Source organism: Microbacter sp. GSS18 (assembly GCA_029319145.1).
In the GTDB taxonomy this organism is placed as follows: Bacteria; Actinomycetota; Actinomycetes; order Actinomycetales; family Microbacteriaceae; genus Microbacterium.
The window spans coordinates 2,738,360-2,756,621 of the sequence record CP119753.1; the positions used below are offsets into that span (position 1 = coordinate 2,738,360).

The 18,262-nt window shown below is 71.5% G+C and carries 16 protein-coding genes; 7 read left to right on the forward strand and 9 right to left on the reverse strand.

What is annotated here, in order from left to right; all coding sequences use genetic code 11:
• The first annotated feature begins 49 nt into the window (after positions 1-49).
• Entirely contained in the window at positions 50-1,489 is a 1,440-nt protein-coding gene (locus P0L94_12555) for an MFS transporter (GenBank protein WES63287.1), read from the forward strand.
• A gap of 77 nt (positions 1,490-1,566) precedes the next feature.
• Here the strand turns inward: P0L94_12555 and P0L94_12560 are convergent, their stop codons facing one another.
• Both P0L94_12560 and P0L94_12565 read right to left on the reverse strand, forming a co-directional pair.
• Positions 1,567-3,276, reverse strand: coding sequence for a CocE/NonD family hydrolase (locus tag P0L94_12560; GenBank protein ID WES63288.1), 1,710 nt, complete (start codon positions 3,274-3,276; stop codon positions 1,567-1,569).
• A 303-nt stretch (positions 3,277-3,579) separates the two neighbouring features.
• On the reverse strand, positions 3,580-4,698 hold the full coding sequence (locus P0L94_12565; protein ID WES63289.1) for an ROK family protein: 1,119 nt from the start codon (positions 4,696-4,698) through the stop codon (positions 3,580-3,582).
• A 52-nt stretch (positions 4,699-4,750) separates the two neighbouring features.
• Between P0L94_12565 and xylA the strand changes: the two genes are divergently transcribed.
• The 3 genes from xylA to P0L94_12580 all read left to right on the forward strand — a co-directional run bounded on the left by xylA (position 4,751) and on the right by P0L94_12580 (position 8,158).
• Complete coding sequence (gene xylA / locus P0L94_12570; GenBank protein ID WES63290.1) at positions 4,751-5,941, forward strand: xylose isomerase; 1,191 nt, start codon at positions 4,751-4,753, stop codon at positions 5,939-5,941.
• A gap of 124 nt (positions 5,942-6,065) precedes the next feature.
• Positions 6,066-7,388 carry a xylulokinase gene (gene xylB / locus P0L94_12575; protein ID WES63291.1) on the forward strand — a complete coding sequence of 441 codons (1,323 nt, stop codon included), beginning with the start codon at positions 6,066-6,068 and terminating at the stop codon, positions 7,386-7,388.
• Positions 7,385-8,158 carry an SDR family NAD(P)-dependent oxidoreductase gene (locus P0L94_12580; protein ID WES63292.1) on the forward strand — a complete coding sequence of 258 codons (774 nt, stop codon included), beginning with the start codon at positions 7,385-7,387 and terminating at the stop codon, positions 8,156-8,158. Before xylB ends, P0L94_12580 begins: the two co-directional genes overlap by 4 nt.
• A gap of 4 nt (positions 8,159-8,162) precedes the next feature.
• Here the strand turns inward: P0L94_12580 and P0L94_12585 are convergent, their stop codons facing one another.
• Positions 8,163-8,483, reverse strand: a complete 321-nt coding sequence (locus P0L94_12585) for a hypothetical protein (GenBank protein ID WES63293.1) — start codon at positions 8,481-8,483, stop codon at positions 8,163-8,165.
• 179 nt (positions 8,484-8,662) lie between these two features.
• Between P0L94_12585 and P0L94_12590 the strand changes: the two genes are divergently transcribed.
• Together P0L94_12590 and P0L94_12595 are read left to right on the forward strand one after the other, a co-directional pair.
• Positions 8,663-9,658: a formylglycine-generating enzyme family protein gene (locus tag P0L94_12590; GenBank protein ID WES63294.1), complete on the forward strand. Its 996-nt coding sequence runs from the start codon at positions 8,663-8,665 to the stop codon at positions 9,656-9,658.
• A 51-nt stretch (positions 9,659-9,709) separates the two neighbouring features.
• Entirely contained in the window at positions 9,710-10,540 is an 831-nt protein-coding gene (locus P0L94_12595) for a class I SAM-dependent methyltransferase (GenBank protein ID WES63295.1), read from the forward strand.
• A 20-nt stretch (positions 10,541-10,560) separates the two neighbouring features.
• Here the strand turns inward: P0L94_12595 and P0L94_12600 are convergent, their stop codons facing one another.
• The 6 genes from P0L94_12600 to P0L94_12625 all read right to left on the reverse strand — a co-directional run bounded on the left by P0L94_12600 (position 10,561) and on the right by P0L94_12625 (position 17,160).
• Positions 10,561-11,004 (reverse strand): HEPN domain-containing protein, encoded by a 444-nt coding sequence (locus P0L94_12600; GenBank protein ID WES63296.1) that lies wholly within the window; start codon positions 11,002-11,004, stop codon positions 10,561-10,563.
• The gene (locus P0L94_12605; protein ID WES63297.1) at positions 10,994-11,590 is read right to left on the reverse strand and encodes a hypothetical protein; all 597 of its coding nucleotides are present in this window, start codon (positions 11,588-11,590) and stop codon (positions 10,994-10,996) included. Before P0L94_12605 ends, P0L94_12600 begins: the two co-directional genes overlap by 11 nt.
• A gap of 181 nt (positions 11,591-11,771) precedes the next feature.
• The gene (locus P0L94_12610) at positions 11,772-13,034 is read right to left on the reverse strand and encodes a family 1 glycosylhydrolase (protein ID WES63298.1); all 1,263 of its coding nucleotides are present in this window, start codon (positions 13,032-13,034) and stop codon (positions 11,772-11,774) included.
• Entirely contained in the window at positions 13,031-15,775 is a 2,745-nt protein-coding gene (locus P0L94_12615; protein ID WES63299.1) for a family 78 glycoside hydrolase catalytic domain, read from the reverse strand. The genes P0L94_12610 and P0L94_12615 overlap by 4 nt, the downstream gene beginning before the upstream one ends.
• 40 nt (positions 15,776-15,815) lie before the next feature.
• Positions 15,816-16,589: an alpha/beta hydrolase gene (locus P0L94_12620; GenBank protein ID WES63300.1), complete on the reverse strand. Its 774-nt coding sequence runs from the start codon at positions 16,587-16,589 to the stop codon at positions 15,816-15,818.
• 4 nt (positions 16,590-16,593) lie between these two features.
• Positions 16,594-17,160: a quercetin 2,3-dioxygenase gene (locus P0L94_12625; protein WES63301.1), complete on the reverse strand. Its 567-nt coding sequence runs from the start codon at positions 17,158-17,160 to the stop codon at positions 16,594-16,596.
• Between the two features lie 160 nt (positions 17,161-17,320).
• Here P0L94_12625 and P0L94_12630 point away from each other — a divergent pair, with 160 nt between their 5' ends.
• Complete coding sequence (locus P0L94_12630; protein ID WES63302.1) at positions 17,321-18,247, forward strand: LysR family transcriptional regulator; 927 nt, start codon at positions 17,321-17,323, stop codon at positions 18,245-18,247.
• The last annotated feature ends 15 nt before the right edge of the window (positions 18,248-18,262 follow it).

Consider the following 18,262-nt stretch of genomic DNA (forward strand, 5'->3'; position numbering starts at 1 on the left):
TCCGCCCCAGGCGACCCGCGAGCGCCCCGCGCGCCGATAGCCTGACCCGGTGAACCGGGAAGACGACCAGCGCCGCAGACTCACCCGGATACCGCCCCAAGGCCTCATCGTGGCGGTGCTGGCTCTGGCCGGCCTGGCGTCGTCGTTCATGTTCACGCTGGTCGTGCCCATCCAGTCGAAGCTGCCCGAACTGCTGGATGCGAGCCGCGAGGACACCGCGTGGGTGGTCACCTCGACGCTCGTCGCCGGTGCCGTGATCACGCCGATCTCGGGGCGTCTCGGCGACATGTACGGCAAGCGGCGGATCCTGCTGGTGCTCGCGGCGTGTCTCGTGGCGGGATCGGTCATCGCGGCGATGTCCCCCGGCATCGCGGGGGTGGTCGTCGGCCGCGCGCTGCAGGGCGCGTTCGTCGGCGCGGTGCCGCTGGGCATCTCGATCCTGCGCGACGTGCTGCACGAGAACCGCGTCGACTCGGCGATCGCGCTCATCAGCGCGACCCTCGGCGTCGGGGGCGCCCTGGGCCTGCCCGTGAGCGCCTTCATCACCGAGCGCGCCGACTGGCACGCGGTGTTCTGGGTCGCCGGCGCCATCGGCGCCATCGTGTTCGTCCTGGTGCTGTGGATCGTGCCGGTCAGCGTCCTGCGCACCGCCGGGCGCTTCGACTACGTCGGCACCGCCGGACTCGCCGTGGGCCTCGTGGGCATCCTCCTGGCCGTCTCGCGCGGCAACGAATGGGGCTGGACGTCACCGGCGACGCTGGCCTGCGGACTCGGCGGCGTCGTGGTGCTGCTGGTGTGGGGATGGTACGAGCTGCGCATCCCCGAGCCGCTGCTGGATCTGCGGGTCGCGGCGCGCCCGCCGGTCCTGCTGACCAACATCGCCTCGGTGGCGATGGGCTTCGCACTGTTCGCCTCGAACGTGGCCTACCCGCAGATCCTCGAGCTGCCTGTCGAGGCCGGCGGCTTCGGCCTGTCGCTGCTGGCCGCGAGCCTCGTCGTCATGCCCTCGGGCATCGTGATGATGGTGCTCTCGCCGTTCTCGGGCCAGATCGCGCGCACCGTCGGGCCGAAGCTGCTGCTGATCCTCGGCGCGATCTCGCTCATCGTCGCGTACGGCTTCACGCTGCTGTTCTCGAGCGAGGTGTGGCAGCTGCTGGTCGCCAACATCCTGGTCGGGATGGGCATCGGGTTCGGCTACGCGGCCATGCCGATGCTCATCATGCGGTCGGTGCCGCAGTCCGAGACGGGCGCCTCGAACGGGCTCAACGCGCTGTTCCGCTCGCTCGGGACCAGCAGCGCGGCCGCGGTCATCGGCGCCGTACTCGCCACCTATGCTGTCGATTTCGAGGGCGTGCCGGTGCCGACGCCGCAGGGCTTCCAGATCTCGTTCGTGATCGGCGGCATCGTCGCGGTCGTGGCCCTCGCCATCGCGCTGCTCATCCCCCGCCACCGCGACCCGCACGAGCCGCATCCGTCCCTTCCCGCATAGGTCCCCGCCGGTATCGACGGACGGCCGATCCTGCCGCGCGGCCGCACAGGCGCGTCTGCTCGCGCTGATGCCGTGGGTCACGCCGGTTCGGGCGCTGATGAACGAGATACGGCAGGTGTCCACACCGGCAGCGCGATGCGGGTGCCGCCCGCACCGCCGTGGGCCAGCTCGTTGTGCGCGACCACGGTGCGGACCGCATCGAAGGCGGGCTCGCCGGTGCCGGGGTTGCGTGCGTAGCGCGGATGCGCGCCGGAGCTGATCTGGACGCCGACGCGGTGGCCGGCCGCGAACCGGTGGAACGTGGGCCACAGCGGCACCTCGACATCGCGGAAGCCGTCGTCGTCCCGCGCGGGGTCGGTCGCCGCCGTGCCGACCGCCCCGATGCGGCGGATGCCGTCGCACACCGTCATCGACCGTCCGTCGGGGTGCACGTCGGTGATGCGCACGAACACGTCGAAGCTGCGCGCACTCGACCGGATGCGGACCGTCGCGGCGGGCTCGCCCGCGACGTGCAGCGGTTCGTCGAGGGCCTCGGTCCGGAACGTCACGACGTCGGTGCGACCTTCGTGGCCGGCGTTGTCGACGGGGTCGGTGTTCGCCAGCAGGCTGGGTCCGCCGAGCGCGGGTGTCGGATGCTCGGGGTCGTAGGTGTACGACGTGATGCCCGCGGGCGCGGCATCCGTCGTCATCCCGCCGCCGGCGCGCAGGTGCCAATCCTGGGGGGTCGCCCCGGGAGGCGGCCACTCGGGCAGGTCGAACCACTGCTCGGCGCCGGTCTCGTAGGCGCGGACGGGCGCTGGGCGGGCCCATTGCTCGTCCAGGAACGTCTCGCGCAGGAAAGCGATGCTCTCGCGCAACGCCGGAGCGTCGCGCCCAGGGCTCACGTGTCCCCACGGACCGAGCGTGAGCCGCGGCGGGTTCCCCGCCTCGACGAGCTGCCGGTAGCTGCGCAGCTGCCAGGGAAGGAAGATGTCGTACCAGCCGGTGATCATGAGGACCGGCGCCGTCACGTCGGGAACGGATGCGGTGTGGGACTGCTGCGTCCAGTACTCGTCGGCGAGGCTCTCGTGGCGGATCCATTCCTGGTACCAGCGGATCGGATGCCCGGTGGCGGCGGTGTCGCCGCGGCTGAGCGGAAGCGCATCGAACGCCTTGGCGAGGCGGCGATCGGGCAGCGCGATCGCCAGGAGAGCCGGACCACCGCGCTCCATGCGGTCCATCATGCGACTCCAGCCGAGCGCGTTGCGCAGCGACAGCGCACCGTTGTCCCACGTGACGGCCCCGAAGTCCGGCATCGTGATCTGCAGGATGAGCGCCTCGGGGGCGTTCTCGGGATCGTCGCGCTGCATCCGGCCGGCCGCCGCCCATTGCGTGTACCCCATGTAGCTCTCGCCCGCGGTGGCGAGGCGCCCGGTGAACCATGGCTGCCGCCTGACCCACCGGTAGGTGGCGATGCCGTCGCGCTGCTCGTCGATCTGCGGGTGGAAGACCCCCTGCGATCCCCACGTGCCGCGGCAGCTCTGGAAGAGCACGGTGAACCCGTCGTAGGCGAGGAGGCGTGCCATGCCGCCGATCAGCCCGCTGCGACCGTACGGTCCGCGGATGACGACCGTGGGAAGCGCCGGGTCACCGTCGACGGGCCGGTAGAGGTCGGCCAGCAGCTCGACCCCGTCGTCCATGGGAACACGCAGATCCCGGGTGACCTCGAGCTCGTGCGGCCCGAGCCGCATGTCGACGTTCCCACGCCGGTCCATCACGCGCGTGAGCCGCTGACGAAGCGTGGTCATCCCGGCCCCTCTCGGTGCGCGCCGGGACCCTCCCGGCGCGCGGACACTGCCATCGTGGCACAGCCCCGGGGTGGGGGCGGGGCGTTGCGATGCGCCCGGCGAAGGTGGCGATTCCGGCCGCATCCGAGCGCGCGAAGCAGCCGGACGTGACACCGATGTCAGCCGGGACGGCAGGCGCACTCGCCGTGCGGGGGCGAGCTCGTCCGGTCCGCGCGAGCGCCGACGTGGCGCGACACGCCGAATGCCCGGCGGCGAGGCGGAACGAAGCACCACCGCGTCAGTCGGCTGCGGGCGCGCGCCGCCTCATCCGGCCAGCACACGCTCCTCGAAGACGCGCTCCGCGGCCCCGACCAGCAGCCGATCGCCGCCGAGCGCCGCGACGCGCACCTCGACATCCTCCGCATTCGCCGACATCGCCTGCGAACGGACCTCGGCGGTGAACGAGGGCAGATCGCGTGCGACGAGGATCGCGAGGAACCCCCCGACCACGACGACGGAGGGGTTGAGGACGTTCACCGCGTTGGCGAGTGCGGTGGCGAGAATGCGTCGCTGCCGCTCGATCTCGCCATCCGGGATCCCGCCGAGCGCGTCCGCCAGTTCCGCATCGTCCGCGTGCGCCTTTCCGACCAGCGCCAGCAGTCGGGCACGCGTGACCTCGTCCTCGAGCACACCGTCGGCGGTCGTGCGGTCTGCCGGCTCCACGATGCCCGGCCGGTTCTGTCCGAACTCGCCGGCGTAGCCGCTGTGGCCCCGCACCAGCTGGCCGCCGATGACGAGTCCGCCGCCGATGCCGCTGGCACCGCCGTTGAGGTAGACGGCGTCGTCGACGCCACGCGCCGCCCCGAAGAGATGCTCGGCACGCGCGCCGAGCGTCGCGTCGTTGTCGAGGTCGGCGGGAAGACCCGCGCGGCTCTCGACGACGTCGCGCAGCGGGACGTCACGCCAACCGAGGTGCGGGGCGTCCCTCACGAGCCCGTCGCTGGCGCGCACGAGCCCCGGCACCGCGATTCCCACGCCCACGATCGTCGAGCCGCGCAGTTCGTCCGACTCCGCGATCCACCGCCCGACCAGGTCGGCGACGTTCTCCGGAGACGGCGCGGTCTCCTGATCCAGGCGCACGCGTGCACGCACCGAGCGGTCGAGCCCGATGGCCGCGATCTCGACGGCGTCCACCTCGGGATTCACGGCGATCGCGACGACGTCGGCGGATGCCGCCACCACCGGCGACGGCCGTCCGACACGCCCCGCCTCGGGGGGGCGCTCCTGCACGAGCCCGGACAGCTGCAGCTCGGCGACCAGGTCGCCGATCGTCGAGCGGTTCAGCCCCGTGGCCGCCGTGAGCGCGGCGCGGGACTGCGGCCCGTCGAGGTGGACGATGCGCAGTATCCGGGCGAGGTTTCGCTGTCTGACACTTCCGTCCACGCGTTCAGCATAGTATGTTGTTGATCGCAACAAAACCGCGAAGGAGCGTGCAATGCCCACCCCCACCCCCGCCGACAAGTTCACGTTCGGCCTCTGGACCATCGGCTACAACGGCACCGACCCGTTCGGCGGGCCGACGCGGAAACCCCTCGACGTCGTCCACGCGGTCGAGAAGCTCGCCGAGCTCGGCGCCTACGGGCTGACGTTCCACGACGACGACCTGTTCGCGTTCGGTTCGACCGACGCGGAGCGCCAGACGCAGATCGACCGCCTGAAGGGCGCGCTCGACGCCACGGGGCTGAAGATCCCGATGGTCACCACCAACCTGTTCTCGGCCCCCGTCTTCAAGGACGGCGGCTTCACGTCCAACGACCGCCAGGTGCGCCGCTTCGCTCTGCGCAAGGTGATCCGCCAGCTCGAGCTGGGCGTCGAGCTGGGCGCGAAGACGTTCGTGATGTGGGGCGGTCGCGAGGGCGCCGAGTACGACTCCGCCAAGGACGTCCGCGCCGCCCTCGAGCGCTACCGCGAGGCCGTGAACCTCCTCGGCGACTACGTCACCGACAAGGGCTACGACATCCGCTTCGCCATCGAGCCGAAGCCGAACGAGCCCCGCGGCGACATCCTGCTGCCCACGGTCGGCCACGCCCTCGCCTTCATCGAATCGCTCGAGCGCCCCGAGCTGGTGGGCCTGAACCCCGAGGTCGGCCACGAGCAGATGGCGGGCCTGAACTTCGCCGCCGGCATCGCGCAGGCGCTGTACCACGGCAAGCTCTTCCACATCGACCTCAACGGCCAGCGCGGCATCAAGTACGACCAGGACCTCGTCTTCGGCCACGGCGACCTGCACAACGCCTTCGCCCTCGTCGACCTGCTCGAGAACGGCGGCCCCGGCGGCGCGCCCGCGTACGACGGCCCGCGCCACTTCGACTACAAGCCCAGTCGCACCGAGGACGAGTCCGGCGTGTGGGACTCGGCCGCCGCGAACATGCGCACCTACCTGCTGCTCAAGGAGCGGGCCGCGGCCTTCCGCGCCGACCCCGAGGTGCAGCAGGCGCTCGAGGACGCGAAGGTCTACGAGCTGTCGCAGCCGACCCTGGCCGACGGCGAGTCGTACGACGACCTGCTCGCCGACCGCTCCGCGTACGAGGACTTCGACCCCTCGGTCTACCTCGGCGGCAAGGGCTTCGGCTTCGTCCGCCTGCAGCAGCTGGCCACCGAGCACCTCATGGGAGCCCGCGGCTGACACAGCATCCGTGTCCCACTTCTGGCCGCCTCCGGCTCCGCCGGGCGGCCAGAAGTGGGACACGACCATCCAGCAGTCACGGCTGCGGCCGATGAGGACGCCGTCGAACGGACGAAGGAGCGATATGGCACTGGTCATGGGGGTCGACTCGTCGACCCAGTCCTGCAAGGTCGTGATGACGGATGCCGCGACCGGCGAGATCGTGCGGCAGGGGCGCGCGGCGCACCCCGACGGCACGGCCGTCGACCCGGCCGCCTGGTGGGTCGCGCTGCAGCAGGCGATCGCGGATGCCGGCGGCATCGACGACGTCGCGGCGTGGGCGATCGGCGGGCAGCAGCACGGCATGGTCGCACTGGACGCCGACGGCCGCGTCATCCGCGATGCACTGCTGTGGAACGACACCCGCTCGGCGGGCGCGGCGGCCGATCTCATCGCCGAATTCGGCGCCGAGGAGCTCTCCCGGCGCACCGGCCTGGTGCCTGTGGCGTCGTTCACGATCACGAAGCTCCGGTGGCTGCGCGACCAGGAGCCCGACAACGCGGCGCGCGTGGCGGCCGTGGCCCTCCCCCACGACTGGCTCACGTGGCGCCTGCGCGGTTTCGGACCCGTCGGCGACTCCCTGCGCGGGCCGGTGCTCGACGAGCTCGTCACGGACCGGTCCGACGCTTCGGGCACGGGCTACTGGGACCCCGGGACGGGCGGATACGACCGCGAGCTCCTCGCCGCGGCGCTCGGCCACGACGCGGTCCTGCCTCGCGTGCTCGGCCCGACCGAGTGGGTCGCCGACGCCGAGGGGCGCCGTGTCGGCGCAGGCGCGGGCGACAACGCCGGCGCCGCCCTGGGCCTCGGGGCAGGACCGGGCGACGTGGTCGTCTCGATCGGCACGAGTGGAACCGTCTTCGCGGTGAGCGAAGAGCGCACGATCGACCCGTCGGGGACGGTCGCCGGGTTGGCCGACGCCGACGGGCACTTCCTGCCGCTCGTGGCCACGCTCAACGCCGCCCGCGTGCTCGACGCGATCGCGCGCCTGCTCGGCGTCGATCACGCACAGCTCAGCGAGCTCGCCCTCGCCGCCGAACCGGCGGCGGCCGGACTCACGCTCGTCCCCTATTTCGAGGGCGAGCGCACCCCCAACCTGCCCGACGCGACGGCGTCGCTCACCGGGATGACCCTCGCGTCGACGACCCGCGAGAACCTCGCCCGCGCCGCGGTCGAGGGGATGCTGTCGGGTCTCGGCGCGGGCCTGGACGCGCTGCGCGGGCTCGGCGTGCCGCTGACGCGCGCCCTGCTGATCGGCGGAGGCGCGCAGTCCGAGGCGGTCCGCCGCATCGCACCGGACGTCCTCGGGATGCCGGTCGAGGTCCCCGCCCCGGCGGAGTACGTCGCGCTCGGCGCCGCGCGCCAGGCCGCACGGGTCTCGCAGGAGCCCGATAGCGTCGGGGCGTGAGCACTCATCCCGGCGTGTCCGGCCGCACCGTCGTCGTCACCGGCGCCGCGAGCGGCCAGGGACTCGCCCTCTCCCTGTTGCTGGCCGACGAGGGCGCGCACGTCGTCGCGGCCGACCGGACGGATGCGGCCCCGTCCTCGCTCGCCGAGGCCGGTGTGACCTATCGCCGTCTGGACGTGTCGGACCACGTCGGCTGGGACTCGCTGGCGGCGGACCTCGCCGACACCCTCGGCGGCGAGCCGCTTCTCGGCCTGGTCAACAACGCCGGCATCACCCACCGAGCGCGCCTCGGCCACGTCGACCTCGCCGACTGGGAGCGCGTGATCGGCGTGAACCTCACCGGCGCGATGCTCGGGATGCAGGCTCTCGAGCCCCTCATGGGCCCTGGCTCGTCGATCGTGAACGTCGGCTCCGCGGCGGCGCTCACCGGGCACTACCCCGTCGCGTACACGACGTCGAAGTGGGGGCTGCGCGGGCTCACGCACGCGGCCGCCACCGAGTTCGGCCCGCGCGGCATCCGGGTCAACATCGTCCACCCCGGCTACATCGAGACGCCGATGACCGCGAGCGCACCCGACGCCATGCGCGATGCGCAGCTCGCATTGACGCCGCTCGAGCGGTTCGGCCGACCGGAGGAGGTCGCCGCAACCGTGGCGTTCCTGCTGTCGGATGCCGCCGCGTACATCTCGGGCGCCGAACTGCCCGTCGACGGCGCGTTCACCTCGAGCGGCGGGGCGAAGTACCTGGCCGACCGCATCGCGGGGCGGTGAGCCTCTAGAGCAGCTCGCGCAGCCGCTCGAGCACCGTGTCACGCGGCGGCAGGGGCGCCAGGCGTCCCTCGGCGTCCGGGTAGACACGGCACGTCAGCCCGTAGCGCTCCGCCTGGGGCGGCACGATGTCGACGTCGTCCACGCGGATCGTGGGCGAGCCGACGAAGCGCGCGGCCTCGGCATCCTCGGGCGTCTCGATCCAGCGCACTACGACCGGTTCGTCCGGCCTTCCGAGCTCAGCCAGGGCGTCGGCCACCAGAGCGAGCGCGTCATCGTGCGACCCGCACCCCGGCCAGCTGAGCACGACGATGCGCGCGGTGTCCATGGCGTCTCCTCCCATCGCCCTCCCAACGTCGAGTGGACCACACCCCGCTCCCCCGGACCACCCCTCGAATGCATGACACGACGCGGAGCGCACAGCACGTCGACGCGCGAAGGACCATGCACTCTGCGGATGCCCAGCGTGGGGCGGAGCGGGTTACGGTGAAGCGGGAGGAACACACGATGGACGAGGTACGCGCGGACGGCGCCGGCTGCGGATGCGGATGCGGCACACCAGGGCGCGCGCAGTTCGTCTCGCTGACCGCACCGTCGAGCGGCGGAGCAGGCGGATCGGCGAGCCCCGGACGGCACGGCATCGAGCAGGCGGTCATTCCGGCCGGCACCTTCGTCATGGGCGACTCGTCGGGCGACCGCAATCCCGGTGACGGCGAGGTGCCGCTGCACGAGGTGACGCTCGACTCCTTCTCGATCGACGCTACGAGCGTCACCAATGACGACTTCGCGCGCTTCGTCGAAGCGACCGGCTACGCCACCGAGGCCGAGACCTTCGGGTTCTCGGCGGTGTTCCACCTGGCGCTCGCGGCGCCGGAGGAGGACATCCTGGGCCAGCCTCCCGGCACGCCCTGGTGGTTCGGAGTCAAGGGCGCCGACTGGCGGCATCCGGGAGGGCGCGACTCGTCCATCGACGGCCTCGGCGACCACCCCGTCGTGCACGTCTCGTGGAACGACGCCCAGGCGTACTGCGCATGGGCCGGCCGGCGGCTGCCCACCGAGGCCGAATGGGAGTACGCCGCCCGCGGTGGCCTGGCTTCGAAGAAGTACCCGTGGGGCGACGAGGAGCCGGATGCCGGCGGCTCATGGCGCGCGAACATCTTCCAGGGCGAGTTCCCCCGCACGAACACCCTCGACGACGGCTACCTCACGACCGCCCCGGTGCGCACGTTCTCACCCAACGGCTACGGCCTCTGGCAGCCGATCGGCAACGTGTGGGAGTGGTGCACCGACTGGTTCGACCCGAACTACTATCGCGTCTCGCCCGCGGCGAACCCGCCTGGGCCTGCGCGCGGCGGCGCCCGCATCCTGCGCGGCGGCAGCTATCTGTGCCACATCTCGTACTGCAACAGGTACCGAAACTCTGCCCGGTCGCAGAACACACCGGACTCGTCGATGGGCAACGCCGGCTTCCGCACCGTCGGCGATGCTCCGACCGCCGGCTGACAGCGGGGCGCCGCCCGCCCCACGCAGGCTGATCGTCGGTAGGGTTGCGCCGTGCAGGAGTTCACCGACGCCAACCGTGCGAACTGGGACGAGCGCGCGGGACTCCATGCCGCACGCAACGGCTCGGGCTACGACGTGGGCCGCTACATCCAGGATCCCGCGCTCCTCTCGGAGGTCGTGCGGTTCGACGTTTCGCGCCTGGGTGACATCGAGGGCAAGCGCGCGGTGCATCTGCAGTGCCACATCGGCACCGACACCATCTCACTCGCGCGACTGGGCGCTCGCGTCACCGGACTGGACTTCTCGCCGGTCGCCGTCGCCGAGGCCCGCTCGCTGGCCGAGGATGCCGGCGACGACGTCGACTTCGCCGAATCCGACGTGTACGCGGCCGCCGACGTGCTCGAGCCCGGCACGTTCGACCTCGTCTACACGGGCGTCGGCGCGCTGTGCTGGCTGCCGAGCGTCTCGCGCTGGGCCCGCGTGGTCGCCGAGCTTCTCGCCCCGGGCGGGCGCCTCTTCATCCGCGAGAGCCATCCGATCGTGTGGGCCGTCGACGAGCGCATCGAGGGCGACATCCACCTGCGCTTCCCGTACTTCGAGACGGCCGAGCCGCTGCCGTGGGATGAGGAGGAATCCTATGTCGCGGTCGATCGGCCGCTGACCGCGACCCGGACGTACTCGTGGAACCACGGCCTCGGCGAGATCGTGACCGCCGTGATGGATGCCGGCCTCACCCTCACCGGGCTGACCGAGCATGACAGCCTGCCGTGGCAGGCGTACCCCGGTCAGATGATCGAGCGTCCCGGCGGCGAATGGGCCCTCGACAAGCTGAGCGGCGTCATGCCGCTCAGCTACACGCTTCAAGCCGTCAAGCCGGGCTGACCCGCCCAGGGCCCGCCGTGTCAGGAGCCCACGTGCCGCGCGCACGCCTCGACGATCGCGCCGGCCGCGTCGATCGCCTCGACGACGTCCTGCGGAGTCGCCGTCGGCCGCTCGTCGTCGGGGTACTCGGTGCTGTTGCGCACCTGACGCATCCAGTCGAACTCCTCGAGGGCGTCGTCGGCGACGAAGGCGGCTGCCGCGACGGCGGTGTTGCGATGCGCGCCGCCGACCGCGCGCACGCGCAGCCCATGCATGGCCAGAACCGCGGCGAGCGCCTTGCGCGCGCCGTCGTACGCGGCCGTGAACGCCATGGCCTGGTCGTCGGTGGCGGCGATGACCTGTGCTGTGCGCACATGCTGCTCGGCCGCGTGAAGGACGCGCCGAGCGTGCTCGGGGTTCACCGCGACGCGTTCGAGCCGCCGCCGTTGAAGCATCTCGCCGATGACCTCGGGCTCATCCGCCATGGACGGCCCCCGTCATCACATCGACGAACGGACGAGACCGCACGGTCTGCACGAAGGGAGTCGGTTCGGCGGCATCCCAGTCCTCCCGGGATGCGCGCGTGATGTTCACCGGGACCGCGAGCCGATCACCGGCGTCGGATGCGATCGCGCTGAGCGTCCTGCGGGCGACGTCTCCGACGACGATCACGTCGACGTCGTTCGGGAACGGTCCGGCTTCGCCGCTCCGGCGGGCAGCCCACGACCCGTAGATGTAGACCTGCTCGACGCCGTCGACGCCGTCGAACGCAGCACGCAGGACCGGAACCGGCCCATATGTCGCCGCGATGATCTCGCGCATCGGAGCGTAGAGCGGATGCTCGGAGTTCGCGCGCACGAGGCGATTGCGCCCCTCGATCCGGTCCTGCAGCACGGCCGCCTCGACGAGGCGCGTGACCTCGCGATGGACCACCGGCCCGCTCACGCCGGTCAGCCGGCCGAGTGCCGACAGCGTGAACTCCGCGTCGGGGTGGCCGAGCGTCTCGGCGAGCAGTGCCCCGACCGCATCGGAACGCACGAACGGCGTCAGCTGCGACGGCAGAGTCTTCACAGAACAGGAATATACATTCCACTTAAAGGAATATTCAAGTCGCCGGTCTGCACGCCCGCTTCGACGGGCTCGAGAAGCGCATGGACCACCTCGACCGCGACGTCCAGGCGATCACCGATCGCCTGCGGCGCGGCGACCGCGGCGCGTAGGCACCGCGGCCGCCAAAGGGCGACGATCCGGGTCAGCCGAACACGCGGGCCTGCGCCCGAACATATTCCGCGTACGCCCCCGCACTCGGCTTGGCCGTGCGGGCCATCGTCTTGCGGTCGACGTCGAAGAGGCCGAGCTTGGGGCCGTAGCCGAAGATCCACTCGAAGTTGTCCATGAGCGTCCAGTGGCAGTAGCCGAGCACCGGCGTGCCCGAGGCGATCTCGTCGGCGAGCAGGTCGAGGGACGCGGGGATGAATGCCGCCCGCGGGGCGTCGTCGGGGCTCTGCAGACCATGCTCGGTGACGAAGACCGGCACGCCGGACTTCTCGTGCGCGTAGTGCACGGCTCCGGCGAGCGAGCCGGGCTCGACGAGCGTGCCCATGCCGTTGCGCTCGCCGTCGGGGACGACCTCGCCGTCGGGCCCGTGGTAGATCCTCTCGTAGTTCTGGACCCCGATGAAGTCGTCGTCGCGCGCGACCTCGAGCCAGTGGTCGTAGACTCTGGCGCGCTTGGCGTCGCGGCGCTCCTCGCCGCCGGGAAGCGCGACCTCGTCGGCGATGGCGATCGAGACGCCGACCGGAAGGTCGGCCCGCCGGGCCTTGATGGCGGTCTTCGCTGCACGGTGCACGAGGGTGAACGCGTCGCGGAAGTCCTCCTGCGCGGCGGCGGGGATGACATTGCCGGCGTAGTACGTGTCGCTCCCGGCGGCGCGCGCCGCGGCGGCGAGCATGTCGAGCTTGATCTGCTCGATGTGCGGCGGGAGCTTGTCCTGCAGCAGCTGCTCGAGATTCGGTTCGTTGAGGGTGACCCCGGCGGCGATGCGGTCGCCGATGCGCGCCATGACGCGATCGCACTGGTCTGCGAACAGCTGCGGGGCATCCGGCGCCAGCCACGACCCCGACGAGGCGAACCAGTGCGGGGCCGCGAAGTGGTTGAACGTCACGATCGGGGCGAGGCCGCGCTCGAGGCATCCGTCGACGAGTTGCTCGTAGTGATCGAGCGCCTCCTGCGAGACCTCGCCGCGCGCCGGCTCGATGCGAGCCCACTCCACCGAGAAGCGGAACGCGTTCAGCCCGAGCCCCGCGACGCGGTCGAGGTCTTCGGGCCACAGGTCGTAGGCGCGGCAGGCGTCGCCCGAGCGCTCCATGAACAGGGTCGGCTCGACGTTCTCGAGGAACCAGATGTCGCTGGCGTCGTTGCCGCCCTCGTTCTGGTGCCCGGCGACGGCGACGCCCCAGAGGAACTCGGGAGGAAAGGCGCCGGTCGCGCGGGCGGGTGCAGTGCGGTCTGTCATCGTGGGGCCTCCGTGAGGAATGAGCGGGAATCGAGGAAGTGGGTATGGGCCGAGGTGCCCGCAGGGAGGGAGATCGAGGTTCGATCGACCTCGAGCACGGCGTCGATGCCCGGCGGCACCGTCACGGCGATGACGGCGCGATCGCCGTCGAGGCGCCAATCGACCGAGAGCCGCCCCGCGGGCGTGCCGACGTGCGCGCTGACGTGCGTGAGGCCGGATTCGAGGTCGGGCGCGACGCGCGCCGTGCGGTAGCCCGGCGCCGTCGGCTGGATCCCGGCGATGCGCCGGTACAGCCAGTCGTCGACGCATCCGAACGCGTAGTGGTTGAGCGACACGGGGCGCACCGTTCCGTCGGGCGCGATCGCGTCCCAGGACTCCCAGATCGTCGTGGCCCCCTGATCAACCTCGTACAGCCACGAAGGGGCCTGGTCCTGCCAGAGCAGCGTGCGGGCGAGGTCGCGGTGCCCGGCATCCCACAGCACGTCCAGCAGGTACGGAACCGAGAGGAACCCGGTGTCGAGCCGGTCGCCGCGCGCGTGGACGAGGCGGACCAGCTCGTCGGCCGCCCCGGCGACCCGATCCTCGGGGATCATGCCGAACGCCAGGGCGATCACATACGGGCCCTGCAGCTCGACCGGCAGCCGTCCCTCGGCGTCGACGTACTCGGCGGCGAAGGCCTGCCGGACCGCCTCGGCTTCCCCGGCGAGCGCCGATGCGTCCTCGTCCCTGCCGAGGACCGTGGCCATGCGTGCCCCGAGGGTGAGCGTCTGAGCCTGGAACATCGGGGCGATGAGCTCGCTCGTGAGCGCCGGCGCCATCCCGATCGCCTCGTGCAGGGGGCGGCCCTCCATCGTGGACGGCGTGAGCCAGTCGCCGAAGTGCATCCCGGTGTTGAACAGCAGCCGCTGCGCCGCGATCCGCTGGGGCGAGAGCTCGCCGGCGTCGAGGTGCGCGGGCAGCTCCGCCCGCGCGCGACTGCGCTGGTGCCGGATCCACCGCAGCGCGGCGTCGTAGTTTTCGCTCAGCACGCGCTCATCGCCGTATCGCTCGTACAGCGTCCACGGCACGAACGCGATCGCATCGCTCCAGCCGGCCGCCGCCACGATCGATCCGATGCCCTCGGCGGAAGCGGCCGCCTCGGCGTCGAACGGCGAGTACGGCGACGTGATCGCGACGGCCCCGTCGGCTCGCTGATCGGCGCGGAGGTTGTCGAGCCACCGGCTGAGGAACGGCACCACGTGCGCGTTGTTCGTCGCCGCTGCGGCGAATACCTGGGCATCCCCGGTCCACCCCGCGCGCTCGCGCTGCGGGCAGTCCGTCGGGATCGACAGGAAGTTCGCCCGCTGGCTCCACACGACGTTGTCGTGCAGGCGGTTCAGCCGCTCGTCGGAGCTCGCGAATGCACCCGTCTGCTCGAGGTCGCTCGAGATCACGACGGCGATGACGTCGTCGGCTGCGAGCGGTTCGGTCAGCCCCCGGACCCGCGCGTAGCGGAAGCCGTGGAACGTGAACTCCGGCTCCCACTCGTCGTCGCCCCCGGCCGAGACGAAGACATCCGATTGGTCCTTGTCGATCCCGACGATGTTGTCGAACCACTCCCCCGCGCCATCGAGGGTCTCGGTGTGCTCGATGACGATCCGCTGTCCCGGCGCGGTGCCGCGCATCCGCAGCCGCACGCGTCCCGCGATCACCTGGCCGAAGTCGACCACCGCCCCCTCGGGCGTGTCCCGCACCGAGCCCGCCGGCAGTTCGGCGACCCGGCGCACCGGCTCTCCCGAGAACGGCACGAGCGTGCCGACATCCGCCCCGATGGCCTCGACCGGCGTCCACGCCGCGTCGTCGAAGCCGACCAGCCTCCAGCCCTGCGGCTCTGCGCGGCGGTCGACCATCTCGCCGACGAAGAGGTCGGCGTAGACCCAGCTTCCCGTGGCGCTGCGCACATCGGCGCCCGACGTCACGAGCCCGCTGCGGCCGTCGGCATAGTCGAGATGCAGCTGCCAGATCGCCTCGGTCGTGTCGCCGAACTGCGCGCTGGAGCCGGTGAGACCGATGCGCCCGGCCCACCATCCGTCGGCGAGGGCGAGGGCGAGGACGTTCTCGCCCTCGCCCAGCGCCGCCGTGACGTCGTAGACCTGCACGCTGAGTCGATGCTCGTAGCTGTCGAACCCGGGAGCGAGCACCTCGTCGCCGGCCCTCGAGCCGTTCACCCACGCCGAGTAGACGCCGTGGGCCGTGGCGTACAGACGCGCGCGCACGAGCCCGCCGGCCACGCGGAACGGCTGGCGCAGCAGCTGCACCGGGCGCAGACGCTCCTCGGGCGGCGCAGACGGGCCCCCGCCCCGGATCCAGTCGACGATGCTCCAGCGCTCGACGAGGGTGGGCTGCTGCACTGGACGGACCCACGACGCCGACCAGTCGACGCTGTCGAGCAGCGCGGTCGTGAAGGTCGACACGGCCCATGGCGTCGGTTCGCCCTCGTGCCGGCTGCGCACACGCCAGCGATACACCGTGTTCGACCGCAGCGGCGGACCGGCGTACACGACCGGCACGCCCGCGGCACCGCTGCCCTCGTGGCGCCACACCGGACCGCTGTCGTCGCCGGCGTCGAGCTCGGCGACCTCGAGCTCGTGTACCGCGTCGGCCTGGCCGACGGTCCACGTGAATCGCGGATGCGCGACACCGACCCCGATGGGCCGAGTGAGGTGCTCGACGCGGAGGTCGGCGCATCGGGGCGTGGTCACGCGGTTCTCCTCACTGGTCTTGCGGGCGGGTCGCGTCAGCTCAGGCGGTGACGCGACGGGCGAAGGCGAGCGCGTCGTCGAAGAGCGGGCCGGTGTCGGCGACACCCTGCCAGAAGTGGCGGCCACCGGGCACGCGGCGGAACTCGACGTCGACCCCTGCGTGCTCCAGAGATGCCGCGAGAAGCTCGCTCTGCTCGATCGGCACGTGGACGTCGTCGGTGCCGTGCGCGATGTGGAAGGGCGGCGCGCCCGGTCCGACCTGCAGGGCCGGGGACGCCCGGCGCGCCACGTCGGGCATGGTGTCGGCCGGCGCACCGAGCCAGCGCGCCTCGCGTGTGGCTTCGGGCGCCTCGCCGGTGTCCTGGCGCGCCATGGCGAACAGCTCGGCCGGACCGAACCAGTCCACGACGCCGCGCACATCGCCCCGTCGGAGTCCGGCGAGCGCCGCGATGGTCGCTCCCGCCGACACCCCCCACAGCACGATTCGCGAGCCGTCGTATCCGTACTCGCCGGCGTGCTCTCGCAGCCAGTCGATCGCGGCATCCGCGTCGTCGAGCTGAGCGGGGAAGCGCGCCTCCCCACTCAGGCGGTACTCGCACGACGCCACCGCGAACCCGGCGGCGACGATGCGGTCGAAGGAGTCCTCGGCCGCGATACCGGGCGTGAACACCTTGCGGCTGCCGCGCAGGAACCCGCCGCCGTGGAAGAACACGACGACGGGCGCCCCTGCGGCAGTCGGCATCCGCAGGTCGAGCGACAGCGGACGGAAGCCCTCGGGCTGGGCGTAGTCGATCTCGAGGATCGCCGTCGGCATCGGCTCAGTCGCGGAACTGGAACTCGGGCATGAAGACGGTGGCGTACTTATCGCCGGCCGCGCGCATGACCTCGAAGGGCGGCACGTAGATGCCCTGCGGTTCGGTCAGGTCGGTCTTCTCGCCGAGCGCGTGGAAGAAGCGCTCGAATCCGGCTGTTCCCGCGCCGAACACCTTCGTGGTGTTCTCGACCTTGAAGGCGTGGACGATGCCGGCGGGGACGTACGCGAAGTCGCCCGTGGTCAGCGTGACCTTGGTGTGATAGTCGGCCTGGTCGTCCATCCACACCGAGAGCTCCCCGTCGACGATGTAGAAGAACTCGTGTGTCTTCAGGTGCAGATGAGCCGGGATGCGGTCGCCCTGCCGTGCCTTCACCGTCCAGGCCCCGTACTGGTCCTCGGTCTCGTCTCCCGACAGGAGGATCTCGAAGAGCTGGTCGAAGACGAGGGACTTCTCGCCCTGCCCTTCGCCGAGCACGTAGGGTCGCGGTGCGGCAGGCAGGACGCCCGCGAACGGCGTCTTCTCGGGGTCGTCGGCCGGAAAGGTCATCGCCATCGATTCGGTCACGGTCATTGTGCTTTACCTCCTTGTGAAGCATGGATTGCCGTTAGGCGCAGGCGACTGCCGGACTGTTGAGCCGGCGGGTCACCGTTCCTCGATTCTGATCGCTGAACTGGGTATGAGGAAGTTCGACCTACCTACCTCGCGTTAGCCCATGGCTAATATTGCGGGCATGGATGTCCCCATTCACGCCGTCCGGTCGTTCTGCGTGCTCGCCGACGAACTGCACTTCGGGCGCGCGGCCGAGCGCCTGCGCATCACGCCGCCGTCGCTCAGCCAGCAGATCAGCAGGCTCGAGGATCAGATCGGCACGCGGCTGTTCGACCGCAGCCCTCGCCACGTCGAGCTGACCGAGCGCGGCCGCGAACTGCTGCCGCTCGCCCGGCGGGTGCAGTCCGACCACGACGAGCTGCTGGCATGGGCGCGCACCCTGCGCGCACGATCCGATGCCCCGACGCTTCGGCTGGGAATGGTCGCCTCGGGTTCTGCCGTCCCGACCACGAACATCATCTCGGCCATGCTGCAGTCCGAGCCGGACGTGCGCGTGGAGATGAGGCGCCTGGGGTTCTTCGATGTCGAGCCGGCGCTGACCAGCGGTGACGTCGACGTGGTCTTCTCGCCGTGGCCCATGAAGCTGCCCGACCGGATCCGCGTCGAGCAGCTCTGGGAGGAGCCGCGCGTGCTCGTCGTCCCGGTTGGCCATCCGCTGGCCGGGCGGGACTCGATCTCGATCCTGGAGGCTTCCGACGAGGTCTTCGTCTCCGCCGGCGGCGGAGACCCCGAGATCGTCGACTGGTGGATCGTCGATCCGCGCCCGGACGGCTCGCACCCCCGCCGCGGCCCCACGGCCGACAGCGTGGAGGGCTTGCTGGACCTGGTCGCCGCCGGTGCCGGCGTGAACATCGGCGGCGAGGGGGCCGTGGCCAACTACCGGCGCGAGGGCATCACGCACGCGCACATCGACGACATCGCTCCCGCGACGGTCGTGCTGTGCAGTCGAGCTGACGACCCCAACCCGATGGTGGCAGCGTTTCGCCGCATGGCGCGCAACCTGTCGCCGCTCGAGACGGCCGAGCCGCCCGAGCTGCTGTCCCGCTGACCGACCGCCGGCCGC

Excerpts from the sequence above, each read along its gene's own strand:
- P0L94_12560 (WES63288.1), bottom strand. The coding sequence starts at position 3,276 with ATGACCACGCTTCGTCAGCGGCTCACGCGCGTGATGGACCGGCGTGGG.
- xylA (WES63290.1), top strand. The coding sequence starts at position 4,751 with ATGCCCACCCCCACCCCCGCCGACAAGTTCACGTTCGGCCTCTGGACC.
- xylB (WES63291.1), top strand. The coding sequence starts at position 6,066 with ATGGCACTGGTCATGGGGGTCGACTCGTCGACCCAGTCCTGCAAGGTC.
- P0L94_12585 (WES63293.1), bottom strand. The coding sequence starts at position 8,483 with ATGGACACCGCGCGCATCGTCGTGCTCAGCTGGCCGGGGTGCGGGTCG.
- P0L94_12590 (WES63294.1), top strand. The coding sequence starts at position 8,663 with ATGGACGAGGTACGCGCGGACGGCGCCGGCTGCGGATGCGGATGCGGC.
- P0L94_12600 (WES63296.1), bottom strand. The coding sequence starts at position 11,004 with ATGGCGGATGAGCCCGAGGTCATCGGCGAGATGCTTCAACGGCGGCGG.
- P0L94_12610 (WES63298.1), bottom strand. The coding sequence starts at position 13,034 with ATGACAGACCGCACTGCACCCGCCCGCGCGACCGGCGCCTTTCCTCCC.
- P0L94_12620 (WES63300.1), bottom strand. The coding sequence starts at position 16,589 with ATGCCGACGGCGATCCTCGAGATCGACTACGCCCAGCCCGAGGGCTTC.
- P0L94_12625 (WES63301.1), bottom strand. The coding sequence starts at position 17,160 with ATGACCGTGACCGAATCGATGGCGATGACCTTTCCGGCCGACGACCCC.
- P0L94_12630 (WES63302.1), top strand. The coding sequence starts at position 17,321 with ATGGATGTCCCCATTCACGCCGTCCGGTCGTTCTGCGTGCTCGCCGAC.